16 protein-coding genes are annotated in these 19,918 nt (G+C 40.1%); all 16 read left to right on the top strand.

Features of this window, described 5'->3' with window-relative positions:
- Positions 1-69: 69 nt before the first annotated feature.
- The 16 genes from mraY to MHI58_RS07705 all read left to right on the top strand — a co-directional run bounded on the left by mraY (position 70) and on the right by MHI58_RS07705 (position 19,762).
- Complete coding sequence (gene mraY, locus MHI58_RS07630) at positions 70-1,044, top strand: phospho-N-acetylmuramoyl-pentapeptide-transferase (RefSeq protein ID WP_007499771.1); 975 nt, start codon at positions 70-72, stop codon at positions 1,042-1,044.
- Entirely contained in the window at positions 1,045-2,400 is a 1,356-nt protein-coding gene (gene murD, locus MHI58_RS07635) for a UDP-N-acetylmuramoyl-L-alanine--D-glutamate ligase (RefSeq protein ID WP_035700666.1), read from the top strand. It abuts the gene before it with no gap.
- A 59-nt stretch (positions 2,401-2,459) separates the two neighbouring features.
- On the top strand, positions 2,460-3,560 hold the full coding sequence (gene spoVE, locus MHI58_RS07640) for a stage V sporulation protein E (RefSeq protein ID WP_007499768.1): 1,101 nt from the start codon (positions 2,460-2,462) through the stop codon (positions 3,558-3,560).
- A 198-nt stretch (positions 3,561-3,758) separates the two neighbouring features.
- The gene (gene murG, locus MHI58_RS07645) at positions 3,759-4,853 is read left to right on the top strand and encodes an undecaprenyldiphospho-muramoylpentapeptide beta-N-acetylglucosaminyltransferase (protein WP_045034239.1); all 1,095 of its coding nucleotides are present in this window, start codon (positions 3,759-3,761) and stop codon (positions 4,851-4,853) included.
- A 30-nt stretch (positions 4,854-4,883) separates the two neighbouring features.
- Positions 4,884-5,795, top strand: coding sequence for a UDP-N-acetylmuramate dehydrogenase (gene murB / locus MHI58_RS07650; RefSeq protein WP_045034240.1), 912 nt, complete (start codon positions 4,884-4,886; stop codon positions 5,793-5,795).
- A gap of 136 nt (positions 5,796-5,931) precedes the next feature.
- Entirely contained in the window at positions 5,932-6,711 is a 780-nt protein-coding gene (locus tag MHI58_RS07655; RefSeq protein WP_041507338.1) for a cell division protein FtsQ/DivIB, read from the top strand.
- Entirely contained in the window at positions 6,708-7,397 is a 690-nt protein-coding gene (locus MHI58_RS07660) for a DUF881 domain-containing protein (protein ID WP_041507337.1), read from the top strand. The genes MHI58_RS07655 and MHI58_RS07660 overlap by 4 nt, the downstream gene beginning before the upstream one ends.
- 20 nt (positions 7,398-7,417) lie before the next feature.
- A complete protein-coding gene (locus MHI58_RS07665; protein WP_007499758.1) occupies positions 7,418-8,143 on the top strand; it encodes a DUF881 domain-containing protein in 726 nt (241 codons plus the stop codon).
- On the top strand, positions 8,143-8,511 hold the full coding sequence (locus MHI58_RS07670) for a small basic family protein (protein WP_003210988.1): 369 nt from the start codon (positions 8,143-8,145) through the stop codon (positions 8,509-8,511). The genes MHI58_RS07665 and MHI58_RS07670 overlap by 1 nt, the downstream gene beginning before the upstream one ends.
- Before the next feature lie 159 nt (positions 8,512-8,670).
- Positions 8,671-9,993 carry a cell division protein FtsA gene (gene ftsA / locus MHI58_RS07675; protein WP_007499754.1) on the top strand — a complete coding sequence of 441 codons (1,323 nt, stop codon included), beginning with the start codon at positions 8,671-8,673 and terminating at the stop codon, positions 9,991-9,993.
- 33 nt (positions 9,994-10,026) lie between these two features.
- Positions 10,027-11,172 carry a cell division protein FtsZ gene (gene ftsZ / locus MHI58_RS07680; protein WP_045034241.1) on the top strand — a complete coding sequence of 382 codons (1,146 nt, stop codon included), beginning with the start codon at positions 10,027-10,029 and terminating at the stop codon, positions 11,170-11,172.
- Positions 11,173-11,478: 306 nt separating this feature from the next.
- Complete coding sequence (locus MHI58_RS07685) at positions 11,479-15,792, top strand: S8 family peptidase (RefSeq protein ID WP_234710295.1); 4,314 nt, start codon at positions 11,479-11,481, stop codon at positions 15,790-15,792.
- A 249-nt stretch (positions 15,793-16,041) separates the two neighbouring features.
- Positions 16,042-16,971, top strand: a complete 930-nt coding sequence (gene spoIIGA, locus MHI58_RS07690; RefSeq protein WP_017367198.1) for a sigma-E processing peptidase SpoIIGA — start codon at positions 16,042-16,044, stop codon at positions 16,969-16,971.
- 59 nt (positions 16,972-17,030) lie between these two features.
- The gene (sigE, locus tag MHI58_RS07695) at positions 17,031-17,750 is read left to right on the top strand and encodes an RNA polymerase sporulation sigma factor SigE (RefSeq protein WP_007499746.1); all 720 of its coding nucleotides are present in this window, start codon (positions 17,031-17,033) and stop codon (positions 17,748-17,750) included.
- A 143-nt stretch (positions 17,751-17,893) separates the two neighbouring features.
- On the top strand, positions 17,894-18,673 hold the full coding sequence (gene sigG / locus MHI58_RS07700; protein WP_003211879.1) for an RNA polymerase sporulation sigma factor SigG: 780 nt from the start codon (positions 17,894-17,896) through the stop codon (positions 18,671-18,673).
- A 150-nt stretch (positions 18,674-18,823) separates the two neighbouring features.
- Positions 18,824-19,762 (top strand): sugar-binding transcriptional regulator, encoded by a 939-nt coding sequence (locus MHI58_RS07705; protein ID WP_024720314.1) that lies wholly within the window; start codon positions 18,824-18,826, stop codon positions 19,760-19,762.
- Positions 19,763-19,918: the final 156 nt, after the last annotated feature.

The raw sequence follows: 19,918 nt of genomic DNA on the forward strand, positions 1-19,918 counted from the left end.
AATATCATAATAATGAATGCTATTTTCTAATGGAAAACGGCTTTGGAAATTCGGAAGGAGTAAAGAACAATGCTTGAACAGGTGATATTGTTTACAATCATAATGGGATTTTTAATCAGTGTTCTTTTATCCCCGATTTTTATTCCGTTTTTAAGAAGGCTTAAATTTGGTCAAAGTATTAGAGAAGAAGGACCTCAGTCTCACCAAAAGAAATCTGGTACCCCAACAATGGGTGGAATTATGATTATCTTTTCTATTACAATTACAACGATCGTGATGATTAACAAATTCTCTGAGATTAGTCCAGAAATGTTTTTATTGTTATTTGTCACCCTTGGCTACGGATTATTAGGATTTTTAGATGATTATATTAAAGTAGCGATGAAACGAAATCTTGGCTTAACATCGAAACAAAAACTGATCGGGCAAATTGTGATTGCTGTGATTTTCTATGCAGTCTTCCATTATTATGAGTTTGCAACGACTATTCGCATTCCAGGAACAGATGTCAGCTTTGACTTAGGGTGGGCATACTTTATCCTCGTCGTTTTCATGCTTGTCGGTGGTTCTAATGCGGTAAACCTTACGGATGGACTTGATGGTTTATTATCTGGAACAGCTGCTATTGCATTCGGAGCTTTTGCTATATTGGCTTGGAATCAATCTCAGTATGATGTGGCAATCTTTTCGGTAGCAGTAGCAGGCGCTGTCCTTGGGTTCCTTGTCTTTAATGCGCATCCTGCAAAAGTATTTATGGGTGATACGGGATCGCTTGCTTTAGGCGGTGCCATAGTGGCCATTGCCATTTTAACGAAACTTGAGATTTTACTCGTCATTATTGGAGGAGTATTTGTTGTTGAAACGTTATCCGTTATCCTTCAAGTCATCTCCTTCAAAACAACTGGAAAAAGAATCTTTAAGATGAGCCCGCTTCACCACCACTATGAGTTAGTTGGCTGGTCTGAGTGGAGAGTAGTTGTCACCTTCTGGACAGCTGGTTTATTGCTTGCTGTTTTAGGAATTTACATCGAGGTGTGGTTATAATTGAATAGGATGCAAATGTTAAAAGATGAACATGTACTAGTACTAGGCCTTGCAAAAAGCGGATATGCGGCAGCCTCAATTCTTCACGAGCACGGAATAAATGTGACGGTCAATGACCAAAAAGCTTTTGAAGAAAACGAGCCTGCTCAGTTACTTTCTGAAAAGGGGATTGATGTCATTTGTGGCAGTCATCCTCTTCGTATGTTCGACGATAAAGAAATTACGATTTTAATTAAGAACCCTGGAATTCCTTATGAGAATGTGATGGTTCAAGAGGCGCTTCGTCGAAAAATTCCAGTTTGGACTGAAATAGAATTGGCGTATCATTTGACCTCATCTCCTTTTATTGGGATTACCGGATCAAATGGAAAAACGACCACGACCACTTTGATTTATGAAATGTTGAAAAAAGACAGTCAAAAAACATTGGTAGCAGGTAATATCGGAACGGTCGCAAGTGAAGTTGCCGCGCGTGCAGCGGGCGATGAATGGATCGTAACTGAGCTCTCATCATTTCAGTTAATGGGAACCGTTGAATTCAGACCTAAAATCAGCTTAATATTAAATATTTTTGACGCACATTTAGACTATCATCACACGCGTGAAGAATACGAAAAAGCAAAACAAAAAGTGTATGCACATCAACAAGAAGATGACATAGCTGTGGTTAACCTAGATGATCCATCTGTTGTCAAACTAGCAGAAGATTCGAAAGCGCAAAAAGTGTTTTTCTCTGTTAAAGAGCCGGTAGCACATGGAGCGTTTATTAAAGATGGTGCCATCTACTATATGAATGAACATGTCATTGACCTCAAGGATGTTGTTCTTCCTGGTGAGCATAACCAAGAAAATATTCTAGCAGCTATTTGTGTTGTAAAAAATGCAGGCTGCTCAAACGAAGCGATTGCGCAAGTTCTAACTACATTTAGTGGAGTGAAGCATCGTTTGCAATTTGTGGAGACGATTCAAAATAGAAAATTTTATAATGACAGTAAAGCGACCAATATACTGGCAACAAGTAAAGCTTTGTCTGCCTTCAAGCAGCCGACCATTTTACTAGCAGGTGGACTGGATCGTGGCAATGAATTTGATGAATTAAAACCTTTTATGAAGAATGTAAAAGGAATGATTACATTTGGTGAGACTGCGCCTAAGTTTGTGAAGCTTGGTGAAGAGCTGGGAATACATCACGTAAAACATGTCGATAATGTTGAACAAGCAGTACCTGCGGCGTTTAGCATATCTGAAGAAGAAGACGTGATTTTATTGTCTCCAGCTTGTGCAAGCTGGGATCAGCATAAAACATTTGAAGAACGTGGAGACATGTTTGTAAACGCCGTGCATATGCTTAAATAAGGGCTTGTCTCTCATATGACTGACAGCCCAAATGAAATTATGCTTGGGGTGTCGGTCTCTTGACGAATAAGAAAACTTCTCCGGATTTTTTGCTTGTTGTCATTACGTTACTTTTATTGACGATTGGTTTAATTATGGTGTACAGCGCAAGTGCTGTGTGGGCATCGTATAAATTTGATGATTCGTTTTATTTTGCAAAAAGACAGCTTTTGTTTGCCGGAATCGGAGTTATCGCAATGTTTTTTATTATGCGGGTCGATTATTGGACGTGGCGGACTTGGTCAAAGATACTGATTGCAGTGTGTTTTCTCCTCCTCGTGCTTGTCTTGATTCCTGGTATCGGTATGGAGAGAAATGGTTCAAGAAGCTGGATTGGTGTCGGTGCGTTTAGTATTCAGCCCTCTGAATTTATGAAGCTTGCGATGATTGCGTTTCTTGCAAAATTCTTATCTGAAAAGCAAAAGAATATCACATCCTTTCGTAAAGGTTTCGCCCCAGCACTAGGCATTGTGTTTTCTGCATTTGCCATCATTATGCTGCAGCCGGACCTAGGTACAGGAACGGTTATGGTTGGAACCTGTATTATTATGATATTTGTTTCAGGTGCGAGAATCGCTCACTTTATCTTTCTCGGTCTTTTAGGGCTTAGCGGATTTGCCGCACTTGTCTTATCAGCACCCTATCGAATAAAACGAATTACATCTTATTTAAATCCTTGGGAGGATCCACTTGGCAGCGGATTTCAAATTATTCAATCCTTATACGCTGTCGGTCCAGGCGGTCTGTTTGGAATGGGGCTAGGTCAGAGTAGACAAAAATTCTTCTATTTGCCTGAGCCTCAAACAGACTTTATCTTTGCTATATTGTCTGAAGAACTTGGATTTATAGGTGGATCACTCATTTTGCTTCTCTTTAGTGTTCTATTGTGGAGAGGCATTAGAATAGCCCTCGGGGCACCAGATTTATATGGAAGTTTCTTGGCAGTGGGTATCATCTCAATGGTTGCCATTCAAGTAATGATTAATATCGCAGTTGTCACTGGTCTCATCCCTGTGACGGGCATCACACTCCCATTCTTAAGTTATGGCGGTTCATCACTGACATTAATGCTGATGGCAATCGGCGTACTTTTGAATGTAAGCAGATATGCTAGATATTAATGTGCTGATAGTTCATGTAACCATATAGACTTTTATTTTGCAAAAGTATGAAAAAATGATTTGAAGAGTGAAAATGGCAGTTTCTGTTTCGAAAACATGATGATTGACTCTTCTTTACAGGTTTTGACGGAGCCCTGTTGTTTAAAACAGGGTTTATACTTTGTTCAGAGCAGAAAAAAATTGAGGGGAAATGGTATAATGCGTATAGTTATTAGTGGAGGCGGAACAGGCGGGCATATTTATCCTGCTCTAGCTTTTATTAAAGAAGTGAAAAGACTGCATCCTGATGTGGAATTTTTATATATTGGCACTGAGAATGGGCTTGAAAAGAAAATTGTAGAAAGAGAAAATATCCCTTTTAAATCAATTGAAATTTCAGGTTTTAAAAGAAAGCTTTCCTTTGATAATGTAAAAACAGTGATGAGGTTTCTAAAGGGCGTCCAAAAAAGTAAATCTTATTTAAAAGAATTTAAGCCGGATGCTGTTATTGGAACAGGTGGTTATGTGTGTGGTCCTGTTGTTTATGCTGCGTCTAAGCTAAAAATCCCGACGATCATTCACGAACAAAATAGCCTGCCAGGCATCACAAATAAGTTTCTGGCACGGTATGTGAATAAAGTAGCCATCTGTTTTGAAGAAGCAAAGGAACACTTTCCTTCAGAAAAGGTTGTTTTTACGGGAAACCCAAGAGCCTCTGAAGTCGTCTCTATTAAAGAGGGAAAATCTCTTAAAGAGTTCGGGCTGGATGAGAAGAAAAAAACGGTTCTCATTTTTGGCGGGAGCAGAGGTGCAGCTCCCATCAATCGAGCAGTGATTGACATGCAAGATGAATTAAAGGCAAAGAACTATCAGCTTTTATATATTACAGGTGATGTTCATTATGAAAAAGTGCTGAACGAATTAAAAGAAAAAGGTGAAGCACCGAATATGATCACAAAGCCTTTCTTGCATCAAATGCCGGAGTATTTAAAATCAATTGATGTCATTGTTGCAAGAGCGGGAGCCACAACGATTGCTGAAGTGACGGCACTTGGAATTCCGACCATCTTCATTCCAAGTCCATACGTGACCGCAAATCATCAAGAAATTAACGCAAGATCACTTGAAAAACATGATGCTGCGATCGTTTTAAGAGAATCAGAGCTTTCTGGAGATCGCTTGCTTCATGCAATTGATGAAATTGCTGGTAATGACGAGAAACTACATCAAATGAGCCGTTTAACAAAAGAACTTGGAGTACCAGATGCGGCCACACGTTTATATAATGTGTTAAAAGAAATTACGACTTCATGATGAATGATATGAGGTAAGGCGGAGGGTAATATGGAGAACTTGAAGAATGAATTATTAGAAGCGCAAGTTGGTAAAGTACTTGAAAATGAACCGCTTGCAAATCATACGACAATGAAGATAGGCGGACCGGCCGATCTATTAGTCATCCCTAAAGATATCGATGCTGTCAAAACAATTATGGATCAGGTAAAAAAACATGATACTCAATGGACGGTCATTGGGAGAGGATCCAATTTACTTGTCCTTGATAAAGGAATTCGCGGGGTCGTTTTAAAGCTGGGCGCTGGGCTTGATCACTTAACTGTCAATGATGAAGAAATTACAGTTGGTGGAGGCTATTCAGTTGTAAGACTCGCGACGTCTCTTAGTAAGCAGGGGCTGTCAGGATTGGAATTCGCAGCTGGTATTCCAGGATCTATTGGTGGCGCTGTTTATATGAACGCAGGGGCACATGGATCTGACATTAGCAAGATTCTTGTGAAAGCGAGAGTCTTATTTGAAGATGGAACGATCGAGTGGTTAACTAATGAGCAAATGAACTTTAGCTATCGAACTTCTGTGCTTCAAAAGGAACGCCCTGGAATTGTTCTCGAAGCAGTGTTCAAGCTTAAACAGGACGAACGTGAAAAAATCACAAAGAAAATGCAGCAAAATAAAGATTATCGTAAGGAAACACAACCGTATAATAAACCATGCGCCGGCAGTATTTTCCGAAATCCATTACCTGAATATGCAGGACAGCTTGTAGAAAAGGCGAATTTAAAAGGATATCAGATTGGCGGCGCTAGAATTTCTGATATGCACGGAAACTTTATTGTCAATGCTGGTGGGGCGAAGGCTCAAGATGTGCTCAACTTAATTCAGTACATTCAAAAGAAAATCAAAGATGACTACAATGTAGAGATGCATACAGAAGTAGAAATTATTGGTGAAGCAAATTAAAGGCTACTACTTATGAATGATGGTATCACAGGAAAACAAACGGCATTTTTTCATGCCGTTTGTTTTCTAATCAATATGAGATAAAGAATGATCCAAAGGTGCGGACAAGCAGCTTTGAATGAGGTGAAGAGTATATATGCGGCCTGATCATGAAAATGAAAAGATCGTCAATATAGAAGAGCGAATCCCTAAAATTAAAGAACAAAGGAAGCAGAAAGCGAATCGGAGATTAATCTCTTTTATTTTGCTGTTTTTTATCATGGTTTTAATTATTGTCTATTTGCAAACACCAATCAGTAAAATTTCTTCTTTAACCATTACCGGTAATGAACATGTACCAACAAAACAGCTCGTTAAACTTTCGCAAATTAAAGAAGGCGAGACAGAGTTTTGGAATTTAAATAAAGATATAACAGCAGACCATATAAAGCAAAATAAATTGATTAAAAGTGTCAGTATCAAAAAACATTTCCCTAATAAGGTCAGTATTGCTATCAAAGAGTATGCAAATATTGCGTATCTGCAAAAGGGACATTTTTATTATGAGCTTCTTGAAAACGGGACGGCTTTGCCAGATGAAGTAACACCAAGTCACGCAGGACCTATTTTTGTCGATTGGGACAATAAAGAGAAATTGAAGCAAACAGTGAAAGCTCTAAATCAACTGCCGGCTTCTATTCAGGAACTAATCTCAGAAGTATATTACGTACCGACTAGCTCCAATCAGTGGCTCGTTAAATTTTATATGAATGATGGAAACACCGTTATTGCATCAATTAAAACATTCGCAGATAAAATGACGACGTACCCTGCCATTGTCAAAGAGCTTTCGTCCTCTGAGAAAGGTACGATTCATATGGAAGTAGCTACGTATTTTGAAGCTTTTAAATCTAAGAAAAAGGAAGATGAACGTTGAGAGGCAAAACCGTCATATTCTCAATTGTAATGCTTGTTCTTGGATTTCTGATTTCTTTTTCATACCAATATACGAAGCAGCATCGAGCAGATGTCAATCGAACAGAACAATGGAAAAAAGAATATTCTTTGAAAAGTGAGCTAACAAAGCAAGAAAAGGCGAATCAAAAACTTGAAAAAGAACTTTATCGTCTTCAATCAAAAGTCCAAGCAACAGAGTTTGGTTTGAAAAATGAAAAAGAGCAGTATTTTAATGTTTTGGAAGATGTTGAGAAATACAGAATGTTTACAGGAGAAATAGGTGTAAAAGGGAAAGGGGTAAAAGTATCTCTTGAAGATGCATCTTATATCCCGAGTGGACAAAATGTCAATAATTACATTGTGCATGAGAGCCACATTTTCCATGTGATAAACGAACTATTTATATCAGGGGCATCTGCTGTAGCTATAAACGGACAAAGAATCACACACCAATCATACATACATTGTAACGGTCCAGTCGTCACGGTTGATGGTGTTCAACATCCAGCACCATTTGTCATTTCTGCTATTGGAGATCCAGCTGTTTTAATTCCTGCATTAAACATTGCAGGCGGGGTGGTTGATCAGCTGACAAGTGATCATATTTCCATGACGATTGAAAAGAAGGATATTCGTATGAATCCTCTTCTAAGAAACAAAGATTAAATGTGAAAAGGTGAGTGGTGTTGAGGAAAAAGAAGCCATTACTTAGTTTGACAGTCCTGATGGTCATATTTGGCATCATGGTCTCCATCCAGTTTAACTCTCTACAAAAGCCTAAAGTTCGCGATACTCGAGACGTTTGGGAATTAAGAGAGGATTTATCCGCATCTAAAAGTAAGGAACTGGATTTATTGAAAGAAATTGACAAATATGATGAAATGCTAAAAAAGTATGGCAACCAAGAAGATCAATCAAAAGAAGCACAATTAACAAAAACGTTGAAGGATTTGAAAGAAAAGGCTGGTTTTACAGAGGTAACGGGTGAAGGAGTTGAAATAGAAATTACTCAGCTTTTTTCTAAGGAACTTACCGGAGAAGAAGTCAAAAATATACCACCTGATCTTCTGAAAAAATTAATCAACGAAGCCAATATGTTTGGGGCAAAACATATTTCCATTAATGAACACCGGGTGATTAACACCAGTGTTATTCGAGATATTAATGGTACGACGAAAATGGATGGTTACAGCATAGATGGTGATACAGTCACGATTAAGATGGTCAGTGAGCAGGCCGATAAATTATACAGCCGTTTAAATGTATCAGATATTGGCGATTTGTTTGCTCAGGAAAATTTCAGTTTGAGTATTAGACCGCCGAAGAAAAAAATTCATTTAAAAGCATTTGACGGTACAATTCAATTAAATGAATTGAAGCCTCTTGACGATGTAAAGGAGGGAAAATCTTAATGTGGCTTCCTGTACTTGGTTTAATCATAGGAGTTGCGATCGGTTTCTTAACGAATTTTACGATACCGAATGAGTATTCTAACTATCTTTCCCTCGCTGTACTTGCTGCGCTTGATACATTGATTGGTGGAATCAGAGCACATCTGCAAGGGGCATACGATGAACTAGTGTTTGTATCAGGTTTCTTCTTTAATATTATACTCGCAATAAGTTTAGCTTTTCTGGGCGTCCATCTTGGTGTAGACTTGTATTTAGTCGGAATGTTTGCATTCGGTGTTAGATTGTTTCAAAATATCGCCGTTATTCGAAGAATTCTACTAACAAAATGGACAATTTCTAGAGAAAAAAAGAAAAAAAGTGAGTCATAAAAAAGGATATACATATGATGTAACGAATATTTTCAGTAATCCTAATAAAAAATGTTGATTTTTTAAGTTTTGTTACACACTTGTAAAAACACATTCATTGTATTGTTGTTCAGCAAATAATAGAATAGAAAGTATTGATATGTGAGGAGGTGCCATAGAATGAACAACAATGAAATTTACGTCAGCCTTGACATCGGTACATCCAATATAAAAGTCATCGTCGGAGAAATGGCGGATGATTCGCTTAACATTATAGGTGTTGGAAATGTCCCTTCAGAGGGGTTAAAAAAAGGATCGATTGTTGATATAGATGAAACAGTTCATTCTATTAGACAAGCATTTGAACAGGCTGAGAGAATGGTAGGTTTTCCTTTACAAAAGGCGATAGTCGGAATTAACGGAAACCACATTCATATTCAAAATACGAGCGGCGTGGTCGCAGTGTCTAGTGAAAATAAAGAAATACATGCTGAAGATGTGAGACGTGTCTTGGATGCTGCACAGGTAGTATCTATTCCGCAAGAACATCTCGTAGTAGACGTAATTCCGAGACAATTTATCGTCGACGGAAGAGATGAGATCACAGATCCGAAAAAAATGCTAGGTGTACGGCTAGAAGTGGATGGATCGTTAATCACAGGTTCTAAAACGATTCTACATAACTGGCTCCGATGTGTAGAGCGGGCTGGTATTGAAATTATGGATATTTGCTTGCAGCCACTCGCATCGGGTTCAGCAGCGTTATCGAAAGATGAAAAAAATCTAGGGGTAGCTCTTGTCGATATTGGCGGCGGCTCTACTACGATATCCGTATTTGAAAACGGGCATCTCTATTCTACTCACAGTATCCCATTGGGCGGAGAGAACATTACAAAAGATTTGTCTATAGGACTTAGAACTTCCACTGAAGAAGCTGAACGAATCAAAAAGCAATTTGGGCATGCATTCTATGATGAGGCATCGTCTGAGGAGACATTTGAAGTTTCCGTCATCGGTACGGACCAAAAACAGACGTATACACAACTTGAAGCAGCCAATATCATTGAAGCACGATTGGAAGAGATTCTGCTTTTTGTGGCAGAGGAATTACGCAATATGGGTGTCCATGATTTGCCTGGCGGATTCGTTCTAACAGGTGGACAGGCAGCTATACCAGGTATCCTTTCTCTGGCACAAACGGTCTTACAAAACAATGTAAGAATCGCAAGTCCTAATTATATTGGGGTCAGGGAACCTCAATATATGACAGGAGTGGGCCTGATCCATTTTGCTTATCGCAATGCAAAGATTCAGGGCAGACAGGTTGGATTCCAAATGCCGGATGAAGCATTTCATGAAGTAGGCGCGTCCATGGAGCCGGTTTCTTCTACACCACAAGTAAAAGAAGCTCAGCCAAGACCGAAAGTGAAACAAAAAGCGCAACAAGAGACAAATAAAAAACCGGGCAAAATGAAAAAACTATTTAATATGTTCTGGGAATAGAACTAGATTTTCGACGGATTAGGAGGATTCAGCATGTTGGAGTTTGAAACAAATATAGACGGCCTAGCATCAATTAAAGTAATCGGTGTAGGTGGCGGCGGAAATAACGCTGTCAACCGAATGATTGAAAATGACGTACAGGGTGTCGATTTTATTGCAGTGAATACAGATGCACAGGCGTTAAACTTATCAAAAGCAGAAACAAAAATGCAAATCGGTGCTAAGCTGACAAGAGGGCTTGGAGCAGGTGCGAATCCTGAAGTCGGTAAAAAAGCTGCTGAAGAAAGCAAAGAACAAATTGAAGAAGTCCTAAAAGGCGCTGACATGGTCTTTGTGACAGCCGGTATGGGCGGTGGAACTGGTACGGGTGCTGCACCTGTCATTGCGAAAATCGCAAAAGATTCTGGAGCCTTGACAGTTGGAGTTGTGACTCGTCCTTTCACATTTGAAGGAAGAAAGCGTCAGCTTCAAGCAGTTGAAGGGATTGCTTCTATGAAAGAAGCAGTTGATACGTTAATCGTGATTCCAAACGATCGCCTGCTTGAAATTGTCGATAAAAACACGCCAATGCTTGAAGCATTCCGTGCAGCAGATAACGTGTTAAGACAAGGTGTTCAAGGGATCTCAGATCTCATTGCAACACCAGGTTTAATTAACCTTGACTTTGCTGACGTGAAAACGATCATGTCTAACAAAGGTTCAGCTCTTATGGGAATTGGTGTCGCAACAGGCGAAAACCGTGCTGCTGAAGCAGCGAAAAAAGCCATTTCTTCACCACTTCTTGAAACAGCGATTGATGGAGCACAAGGTGTTATCATGAATATTACTGGTGGTACGAACCTTAGTCTTTATGAGGTACAAGAAGCAGCGGATATTGTTGCATCAGCCTCTGATGAAGATGTCAACATGATCTTTGGATCTGTCATTAATGATAACTTGAAGGATGAAATTGTGGTCACAGTCATCGCAACCGGTTTTATTGAGCAAGAGCCGGAAGTGACAAAACCTCAAAGAAATCCATTAGGACAAGGATTAAAGCAAAATCAATCCATTCCACCAAAGCGTGAAGTAAAACGTGAGGAACATCAGCAAACATCATCACAACCAAGACAAAATACACAGTCAAGTGATGATACATTGGATATCCCAACGTTCTTACGTAACCGCAACAAACGATAAGCAAGCACGATTCATCCCCTTCCTTAGGAAGGGGTTTTTTTATGTCTGCATGGTGAGAAGATCCTGAGTCTGATTGATATAAAAGTCTTGTTTCCGCATGTTATTTGGATCTATCGTATGTATTTTGGCTTGAGTCTTTTGAGTCAAAAGAATCATTTTTCATTTCCTTTACAAAAAACGACAAAATGTTGAACTTTATTTGACTACATTAATGAGAACACCATGAAACTTGTCATGATCAAAAAGAAGGGGGAGGGGCAGGATACACACTGTTTGACCATTTGAGGAGGAGGGATTTTATTGAAAGTGAAGTTTCGCAAAACCGCCGTCTATCGTTTCATGAGTCTTTTGGTGATTGGTACTTTAACGATGACAAGCTTTGGGATGGTTCAAGCAAAATCGACTTCTACCTCATATCAGGAGGAAGCCGTTTCCTCTAAGACAACAAAAGCCAAGATTTCTTCGAGATTAAAGAAGCAGTTTCAAAAGGAAGATAAGGTGACCTTCTTAGTCAAAATGAAGGAACAAACGAATGTACAAAAAGTAGCAAAAGAAGCTGTATCAAAAGCAAAAAAACAAAAATTAACTGCTGCTAAAACGCAGTACACAAAAAGATCAGCCGTTGTATCTGAGCTGAGAGCAACATCTGATGAAACGCAGCAAGCGCTCCTAGCGTATTTACAAAAGGAAAAAAAGAATAAGCAAGTGAAAGATATTCATTCCTACTATATTGTGAATGGTCTAGCTGTGACGGCAACAAAAGAAGTGATGGAAAAGGTTGCTTCTTTTCCAGAAGTAGCTCAAGTGCTGCCGAATGAAACACGTCAACTTCATCGTCCTGTTGATTTGAAGCATGCTAAGCCAAACAAACAAATCAAAGCAGTAGATGGAGTTGAATGGAATATTGCTCAGGTGCATGCACCAGAAGCGTGGGATTTAGGCTATGACGGGACCGGAACCGTTGTGGCAAGTATTGATACAGGTGTCGAATGGGATCATCCTGCGCTAAAAGAAAAATACCGCGGGTTTGATCCTGCTCGTCCGAACGAACCATCTCATGAACTGAATTGGTATGATGCCACGACAGGCTCTGAAGTCCCTTATGATGACTTGGAGCACGGGACCCATGTGACAGGCACAATGGTTGGTTCTGAGCCAGATGGAAAGAATCAAATTGGGGTCGCACCGGGAGCAGAATGGATTGCAGTGAAAGCTTTTTCAGAAGATGGCGGTACAGATGCTGATCTGTTAGATGCCGGTGAGTGGGTTTTAGCCCCGAAAGATCAAAACGGAAACCCTCACCCAGAAAAGGCACCTGATGTTGTGAATAATTCGTGGGGCGGTGGGCCAGGTCTTGATGATTGGTATAAAGATGTAGTGAATGCTTGGAGAGCAGCAGACATCTTTCCAGAATTTTCAGCCGGTAATACCGATTTATTCAATCCAGGCGGCGCGGGTTCGATTGCAAATCCCGCTAACTATCAAGAAGCCTTTGCTACAGGCGCAACAGACCATGACAACAAGTTAGGGTCTTTCTCCCTTCAGGGTCCTTCTCCATATGGCGTAATGAAACCAGATATTGCTGCTCCGGGAGTAAACATTCGTTCTTCGATCCCGGGAAAAGGATATGAGGATGGGTGGAATGGTACATCGATGGCAGGTCCACATGTCTCAGCTGTTGTTCTTCTTCTTCGCCAAGTGCAATCAGACCTTTCTGTTGATGAAATTCAGCAAATTCTCATTGAGACAGCAAAACCACTGACAGATCAGCAATTTCCTGAATCCCCTAACAACGGCTATGGGGCAGGGTTAGTTGATGCAAGAGAGGCGATTACTGCTTTAACCAGTGGAATCGGTACGATTGAAGGCCAGGTGACAAAAGAGGGAGAAGATACAGAACCACCTGTTTTTTCACATAAAGGTCCGAATGAAATTTTTACTGCAACGCCAACCCCATTGACCATCACTGCAGAAGATGGGATAGCAGTGACAAATGTTTCTTTGACTTACCGAGTAGATCAAGGTGAATGGGAGACGTTGCAAGCCGACCGCACGGATGGAAATCATTTAAAAGGAACCTATACGGTGCAGCTCCCTGAACTTGAGGGGGAAAACGTGACGTACCGATGGATTGTGAAAGATTTTGGAGAAAATGAAGCGGCATCAGATTCTTATACACTTCCAATTAGAACATCCATCACCACTGGCTACTCGCAAGATTTTGAAGCATGGCCAAGTGGATGGTTCAGTGGTGGAACAAAAGATCCGTGGCAGTGGGGAAAACCGTCCACAGGTCCAAAACAAGCATTTAGCGGGGAACATGTCTATGCCACCAATTTAGACAGTCCTTATGAAAATAAAACGGACGCCAATTTGTCTATGCCGCTCATTGCTGTACCAGATTCAGGTTCTTCCTACCTGCAATATCAATACTGGCATGATCTCGAAGCCAATTATGATTATGTGCATGTCTATGTACAGCCAGAGGGTGAAGACGCCGTTCAAGTGACAGCTTATACGGGAAAAACAAATGCGTGGACAGCAGGCGAAGTTGATTTATCTGCTTATAAAGGTCAAAAAGTGAGAGTCCTGTTTCAGATAAGAACAGATGGCAGTGTCACAAAAGATGGCTTTTATTTAGATGATGTGAAAATCACAGATGAGGCTTTGTCTCAACAAGCTAAAAACCAGCTAGGTGTGATCAAAAAAGAAAAATCCACAAGCCAGAATAAGAAATCAGTTGATCCAAAAAAGGCAAAGCCTGCTAAAGTGAAAAATAAACATGTACACATTCAAAAGCAAAACAGTCATGAGGCTCCGTCTATTCAAGCTCTTCCAATGAAAGCGCAAATCAGTGTTCTAGAAAGCGGAAAATCAACTTCCACCGATGAAGCGACAGGGAAATATCAGCTGTCTCAAGGAGCAGGAGAATGGACAGTGAAAGCGGAAGCTTACGGCTTTGAATCACGGTCCCAAAAAGTCAAAGTGGCATCAAAAGAAACAGCAGAAGCGAATTTCTCCTTACAGCCGCTAGAGAAACGAACGATCTCCGGCACGGTCGTCAATGAAACAACTGGTGAAAAGGTGAAGAATGCGACTGTTTATCTTGTGGAGGACGCAAAAATTGAGCCGGTGAAAACAGATGAATCCGGTGAATTTTCTCTAGAGGCATTAAGCGGTGTCTATACAGTCAAAATTTTTGCAAAGGGGTTTAAAGGCTATACGTTTTCAGCGGATGTGACGGAAAAGCCACTTGAAAAGTCAGTGAAACTTGAGCCTTTTATCGGTTTTCCGGGGGAGATTGGCTACGATGATGGAACGGCTGAAAATGCACGGGCTTTCTACGATCCTGGCAATGGCTGGGCTGTGAAGTTTTCATTAGAAAAAGGAAAAAAACAAGCACAAGTCACAGGTGGTCTTTTCCGGTTTTGGACATCAGAATGGCCAGCTCCTGGAGGCGATGAATTTGCTGTTGAAGTATATGATGCTTCTGGGAAGGGTGGCGCACCAGGTGAGAAAATCGCAGGACCTTTAAAAGCAAATGCGCTGCGTAATGGTGAATGGACAAAAGTAGATTTAGAAGATCAAGCCATTACAGTGGATGGAGATTTCTACCTTGTTTATATTCAAACAAAAAAGAATACCGAATCTCCGGGACTTGCCACAGATGAAGATGGCCCTAATGCTGAAAGAAGCTGGCAGCTGACGAGCGGTGCTTTTTCTCCTTCTCCGAAAGAAGAGGGGAATTATATGATACGTGCGCTCGTAAACTATGAAGCAGATGTACCAGAAATCACTTCTCCAAAGGCAGGAACCATTACAAATCAAGGTGAATTGACGATTGAAGGCACGGCCTCTCCGGGTCTCGATGTGGCCATTTATCAGAATGATGAAGAGGTGGCCAACGTCAAATCAGATGAGTCGGGTACTTTCAAAGAAAATGTATCTGTTCCAAGTGGAGAGCATGTCTTCACGGCGGCGACTGTAACGGATAAAGGCTCAACAAAACATTCCAAGCCAGTCAAGGTGATCATCGATCAAACAGCACCGACATTGACCATTGATACACCGAAAAAGGGCGACAAGTTTAATAGAGAATCACTCACGGTGGAAGGAAAGGTAGCAGACGATCATCTAGATCAAGTCACAGTCAATGGAAAAAAAGCGACCGTAAAGGATGGGGCATATTCTGCAAGGGTGCTGCTGGATAACGGGAAAAATACAATCAAAGTAACAGCAAAAGATGCGGCGGGAAACAAAACGACTAAAAAGGTCGACATCGATGTACAATATGATGCACCTGTCATTTCTGAATTAACGCCAAAAGACAATATGAATCTATCATCAGGTGAATCGGTTAAGATTTCATTTAAAAGCAGGGAAAAGCTAGATGCCACCTTTGTTCTTCATATGCCGCTAACAAATGCTAGATCAAAACTTCAAAACACAACCGAACTGCCGATTCGTGAAGTAGCACCGGGAACGTATGAAGGCTACTGGACGGCGACATCTATTGCAAAAGCAAAAGGTGCGGTGATTGAAGTCATTGTCAAAGATGATTATGGAAATGTCACAAGACAGAAGGCAGAAGGAACACTCACCATCAATGAGAAAGAATGACAGCGAAAAAGACACGACTCTTCGGAGCGTGTCTTTTTTTGTGCAATGGATAGAGGAGACACTTGTCCAACAAATCATTCCGATGTTCTTTCTGTTTCATACGTCGACAAAAACGATAACAATCCACCAAAAGTTCTCTATCATCCCCTACAAGAATTGACAGACTTCCATCCGATGACTGTTTTATACTGGTACAAACAAGTGCAAGTACTGCTTTTGATTCTTTGTTTCAGATGAAAGGAGCAGAAGGTGGTCATTTATTTAGATGTCATTTGGCTGTTAAACTTTTGTTTTGATCTATTGCTGCTCTTACTCACGGCATTTATTCTCAAACGACAAGTGAAAAAAAGGCGATATATGTTAGGAGCTCTCATTGGATCGAGCATTGTTCTCTTGCTCTTTACGCCATTTGCAATGATTGTGTCGCACCCTTTAGGCAAACTGCTTTTTTCTGTCTTGATCGTGCTTGGAACCTTTGGCTTTCAAAGATTTCGTTCCTTTTTTCAAAACCTGTTTGCTTTTTACTTTGTCACATTTTTGATGGGAGGGGGCATGATCGGGGTTCATTCGTTTTTGCAGACAAATACAGTCATTCAAGATGGACTGCTTATTTCACAAAATGATGGATTTGGTGATCCCATTAGCTGGCTTTTTGTTCTCACTGGCTTTCCGGCCATTTGGCTGTTTTCAAAGAAACGATTAGGAGAGGTTGGTGCGAAAAAAAGACAATATGACGAACAAGTACTTGTGGAGATACACATTCAAGGAGAAACAATCCGCTTAAATGGTCTGGTCGATTCTGGAAATCAGCTGTATGATCCATTGACGAAAACACCTGTCATGATCGTCCAGCTCGATCAGCTCACATCTATTTTCGGAGAGCCATTTATAGAAAAAATGAAACAGTTTCATCCTGTTGAAGTGATGCAAAAGCTCGATGACCATTTTCCGCTGCTTGATCGTTTAAGACTCGTTCCGTATCGCGCAGTCGGTCATGATCACGGGTTTCTACTATGCTTTAAACCAGATACGGTCGTCCTTTATACAAAAACGCATATGATCCAGCCAGCGAAGTGTTTTGTTGGGATGAGTCTAAGTGGATTATCAGCAGATCAGGAATTTCAATCCATCATTCATCCAGAGATGTTAGACGGAAAAATGATACAAGGGGTGTCGTAGTTTTTTTGTGATGTCTTTTATCTTACGAAGTCAACTGGACATTTAGAAGGGAGAAGAAGATGAAAAAATTAAAATTTAAACTCACTTACTACTGGTATAAACTCCTCATGAAGCTAGGGCTAAAGAGTGATGAGATTTATTATATTGGTGGAAGTGAGGCACTGCCTCCGCCGTTATCAAAGGATGAAGAACAAGAATTGCTCGTTAAATTACCTAAAGGGGATCAAACAGCAAGAGCCATTTTGATCGAAAGAAACTTGCGATTGGTCGTTTATATCGCAAGAAAATTTGAAAACACAGGCATTAATATTGAGGATTTGATTAGTATCGGAACGATAGGCCTCATAAAGGCAGTAAATACGTTTAATCCAGAAAAAAAGATCAAACTGGCCACATATGCGTCTAGATGTATTGAAAATGAGATTTTGATGTATTTGCGCCGAAATAATAAAATCCGTTCAGAAGTATCGTTTGATGAGCCGCTTAACATCGACTGGGACGGCAATGAATTGCTTTTATCAGATGTACTTGGGACAGATGATGATATTATCACCCGCGATATTGAAGCAAATGTCGATAAAAAATTACTGAAAAAAGCGTTAGAACAATTAAACGATCGTGAAAAACAGATCATGGAACTGAGATTCGGTTTAGTTGGCGGTGAAGAAAAAACCCAAAAAGATGTTGCCGACATGCTTGGTATTTCTCAGTCCTATATTTCAAGGCTCGAAAAAAGAATTATTAAACGATTGCAAAAAGAATTTAATAAGATGGTCTAAAAAAAATTTTTTGAAAGCTTTATCCCTGTACTGTCAAAGGGATCACCATTTTTTCACATATTTCTCGTCATAGACCGTGCATATTTTTCCATCCCACGGAGATACTGAACTTTGTACAACAGCTCCTGTAGGGAGGGAAAAAAGTGTCCAGAAATAAAGTGGAAATCTGCGGAGTCGACACCTCCAAACTGCCTGTTCTGAAAAACGACGAGATGAGAAAATTATTCAGACAGCTGCAAGATGAAGGTGACGATACAGCAAGAGAAAAGCTAGTCAATGGCAATTTGCGGTTGGTTTTAAGTGTGATTCAGCGTTTTAACAACAGAGGCGAGTATGTTGATGATCTCTTCCAAGTAGGCTGTATCGGATTAATGAAATCAATTGATAATTTTGATTTAAGCCACAATGTCAGATTTTCAACTTATGCGGTCCCTATGATCATAGGAGAAATCCGTCGATACTTGCGCGATAACAACCCTATCCGGGTGTCTCGTTCACTAAGAGATATTGCCTATAAGGCGCTTCAAGTTCGTGAGAGACTAATTAGTGAGACAAGCAAGGAACCAACGGCAGAAGACATTGCCAAAGTGTTAGAAGTCCCTCATGAGGAAATTGTTTTTGCCCTAGATGCCATTCAAGATCCTGTTTCTTTGTTTGAACCGATTTATAATGACGGAGGAGATCCGATTTATGTGATGGATCAAATTAGTGATGAACGGAACAAAGATACACAATGGGTAGAAGAATTGGCCTTAAAAGAGGGAATGCGCAGATTGAATGATCGAGAAAAAATGATTCTTCGCAAACGCTTCTTCCAAGGTAAAACACAAATGGAAGTGGCAGAAGAAATCGGCATTTCTCAAGCACAAGTATCAAGGCTTGAAAAAGCAGCAATCAAACAAATGAATAAAAATATTTTTTAAAGCCGCCGCTAATGTGCGGCTTTTTTCATTCTTTTTAGAGAACCCATCTGTAGTATTGACTCTGTTATTTTTTTCATTTAATCTGTTTTTAACAAATGTTATTTAAAATATCATTTGTGAGGGAATAGAGAAGCGGAAAGAAGGGTTATTATGACATTCCATGATGAAAGAAGGCTGCTCATTAAGGTTGCGCATATGTACTATGAAGAAGGCGCCACTCAATCTAAAATTGCAGAAGCTGTTGGGGTTAGCCGTTCGCTCATATCGAAATATTTGGCAAAAGCACGTGAAGCAGGAATCGTGGAAATCATTATTCATGATGAAGTAAATCAACAATATGGTTCGTTAGAAAGAAAAATAGAGCGAAAATACGGGCTGCGAGAAGTCGTGTGTGTGGAATCTCTCAGTCAAGAAACAACAAAAAGTCGAATAGGAGCTGCGGCTGCGGGCTTTTTATTAAAAGTCATGAAGGATGGACAAGTCATCGGTTTTTCATCAGGGACAACCTTGCATGAAATGGCGAAAGCGCTTACCTCTGTTCAGCATTTTCCGTCTGTAACATTTGTTCCGCTAGTCGGAGGCGTCGGAAATGAAGATGTTGATATTCATGCCAACTATATTATTGGAAGATGCTCAGAAGCACTCAAATCCAAATGTGAGTTTTTACATGTGCCTGTCATGCTTGATACGAAAGAAGCGAAAGATGTACTCATTAGACAGCCGTCGATCAAAAAAGTCATTGAATTAGGAGAATCATCAAATATCGCGGTCGTAGGAATAGGCGGGGTTCCGCAACATTCAACGATGGTGAAATCCTATATGACAAGTGGTGAGGAAGATATCCTGCAAGCGAAAGATGTCGCGGGTGACATTTGTTATAACTTTATTGATCATAAAGGTGAAGTGTATCCGCATCCGTGGAACGACCGGGTGATGGGGATCAGTCCTCTAAAACTGAAAGAGATCCCTCTTGTGATTGGTGTCGCTGGAGGAGAAGAAAAAATTGAAGCGATCAGGGCAGCGTTAGAAGGTGGATTAATTCATGTGTTAATTACAGATGAACAAACCGGAGATGCCCTATTAAAGTAACTACCTAAGCCGATTAGGTAGTTTTTTTGAGTCTTTAGACTCAAAAAGATTGAGAATTTTATCGATTTTATCTTGACACAAAGTTGACACATCATATAAACTAAGTTCATAACAAATGATAAATAAAATAACAAATGTTACAAGAAACAGATTTTT

The organism is Bacillus sp. FSL K6-2869 (assembly GCF_040869405.1).
GTDB classification, from domain to species: Bacteria; Bacillota; Bacilli; order Bacillales; family Bacillaceae; genus Bacillus; species Bacillus altitudinis.

Coding starts and splice junctions, on each gene's coding strand:
- MHI58_RS07670 (WP_003210988.1), top strand. CDS start 8,143: ATGTGGCTTCCTGTACTTGGTTTAATCATAGGAGTTGCGATCGGTTTC.
- murG (WP_045034239.1), top strand. CDS start 3,759: ATGCGTATAGTTATTAGTGGAGGCGGAACAGGCGGGCATATTTATCCT.
- ftsZ (WP_045034241.1), top strand. CDS start 10,027: ATGTTGGAGTTTGAAACAAATATAGACGGCCTAGCATCAATTAAAGTA.
- murB (WP_045034240.1), top strand. CDS start 4,884: ATGGAGAACTTGAAGAATGAATTATTAGAAGCGCAAGTTGGTAAAGTA.
- MHI58_RS07655 (WP_041507338.1), top strand. CDS start 5,932: ATGCGGCCTGATCATGAAAATGAAAAGATCGTCAATATAGAAGAGCGA.
- MHI58_RS07705 (WP_024720314.1), top strand. CDS start 18,824: ATGACATTCCATGATGAAAGAAGGCTGCTCATTAAGGTTGCGCATATG.
- mraY (WP_007499771.1), top strand. CDS start 70: ATGCTTGAACAGGTGATATTGTTTACAATCATAATGGGATTTTTAATC.
- sigE (WP_007499746.1), top strand. CDS start 17,031: ATGAAAAAATTAAAATTTAAACTCACTTACTACTGGTATAAACTCCTC.
- ftsA (WP_007499754.1), top strand. CDS start 8,671: ATGAACAACAATGAAATTTACGTCAGCCTTGACATCGGTACATCCAAT.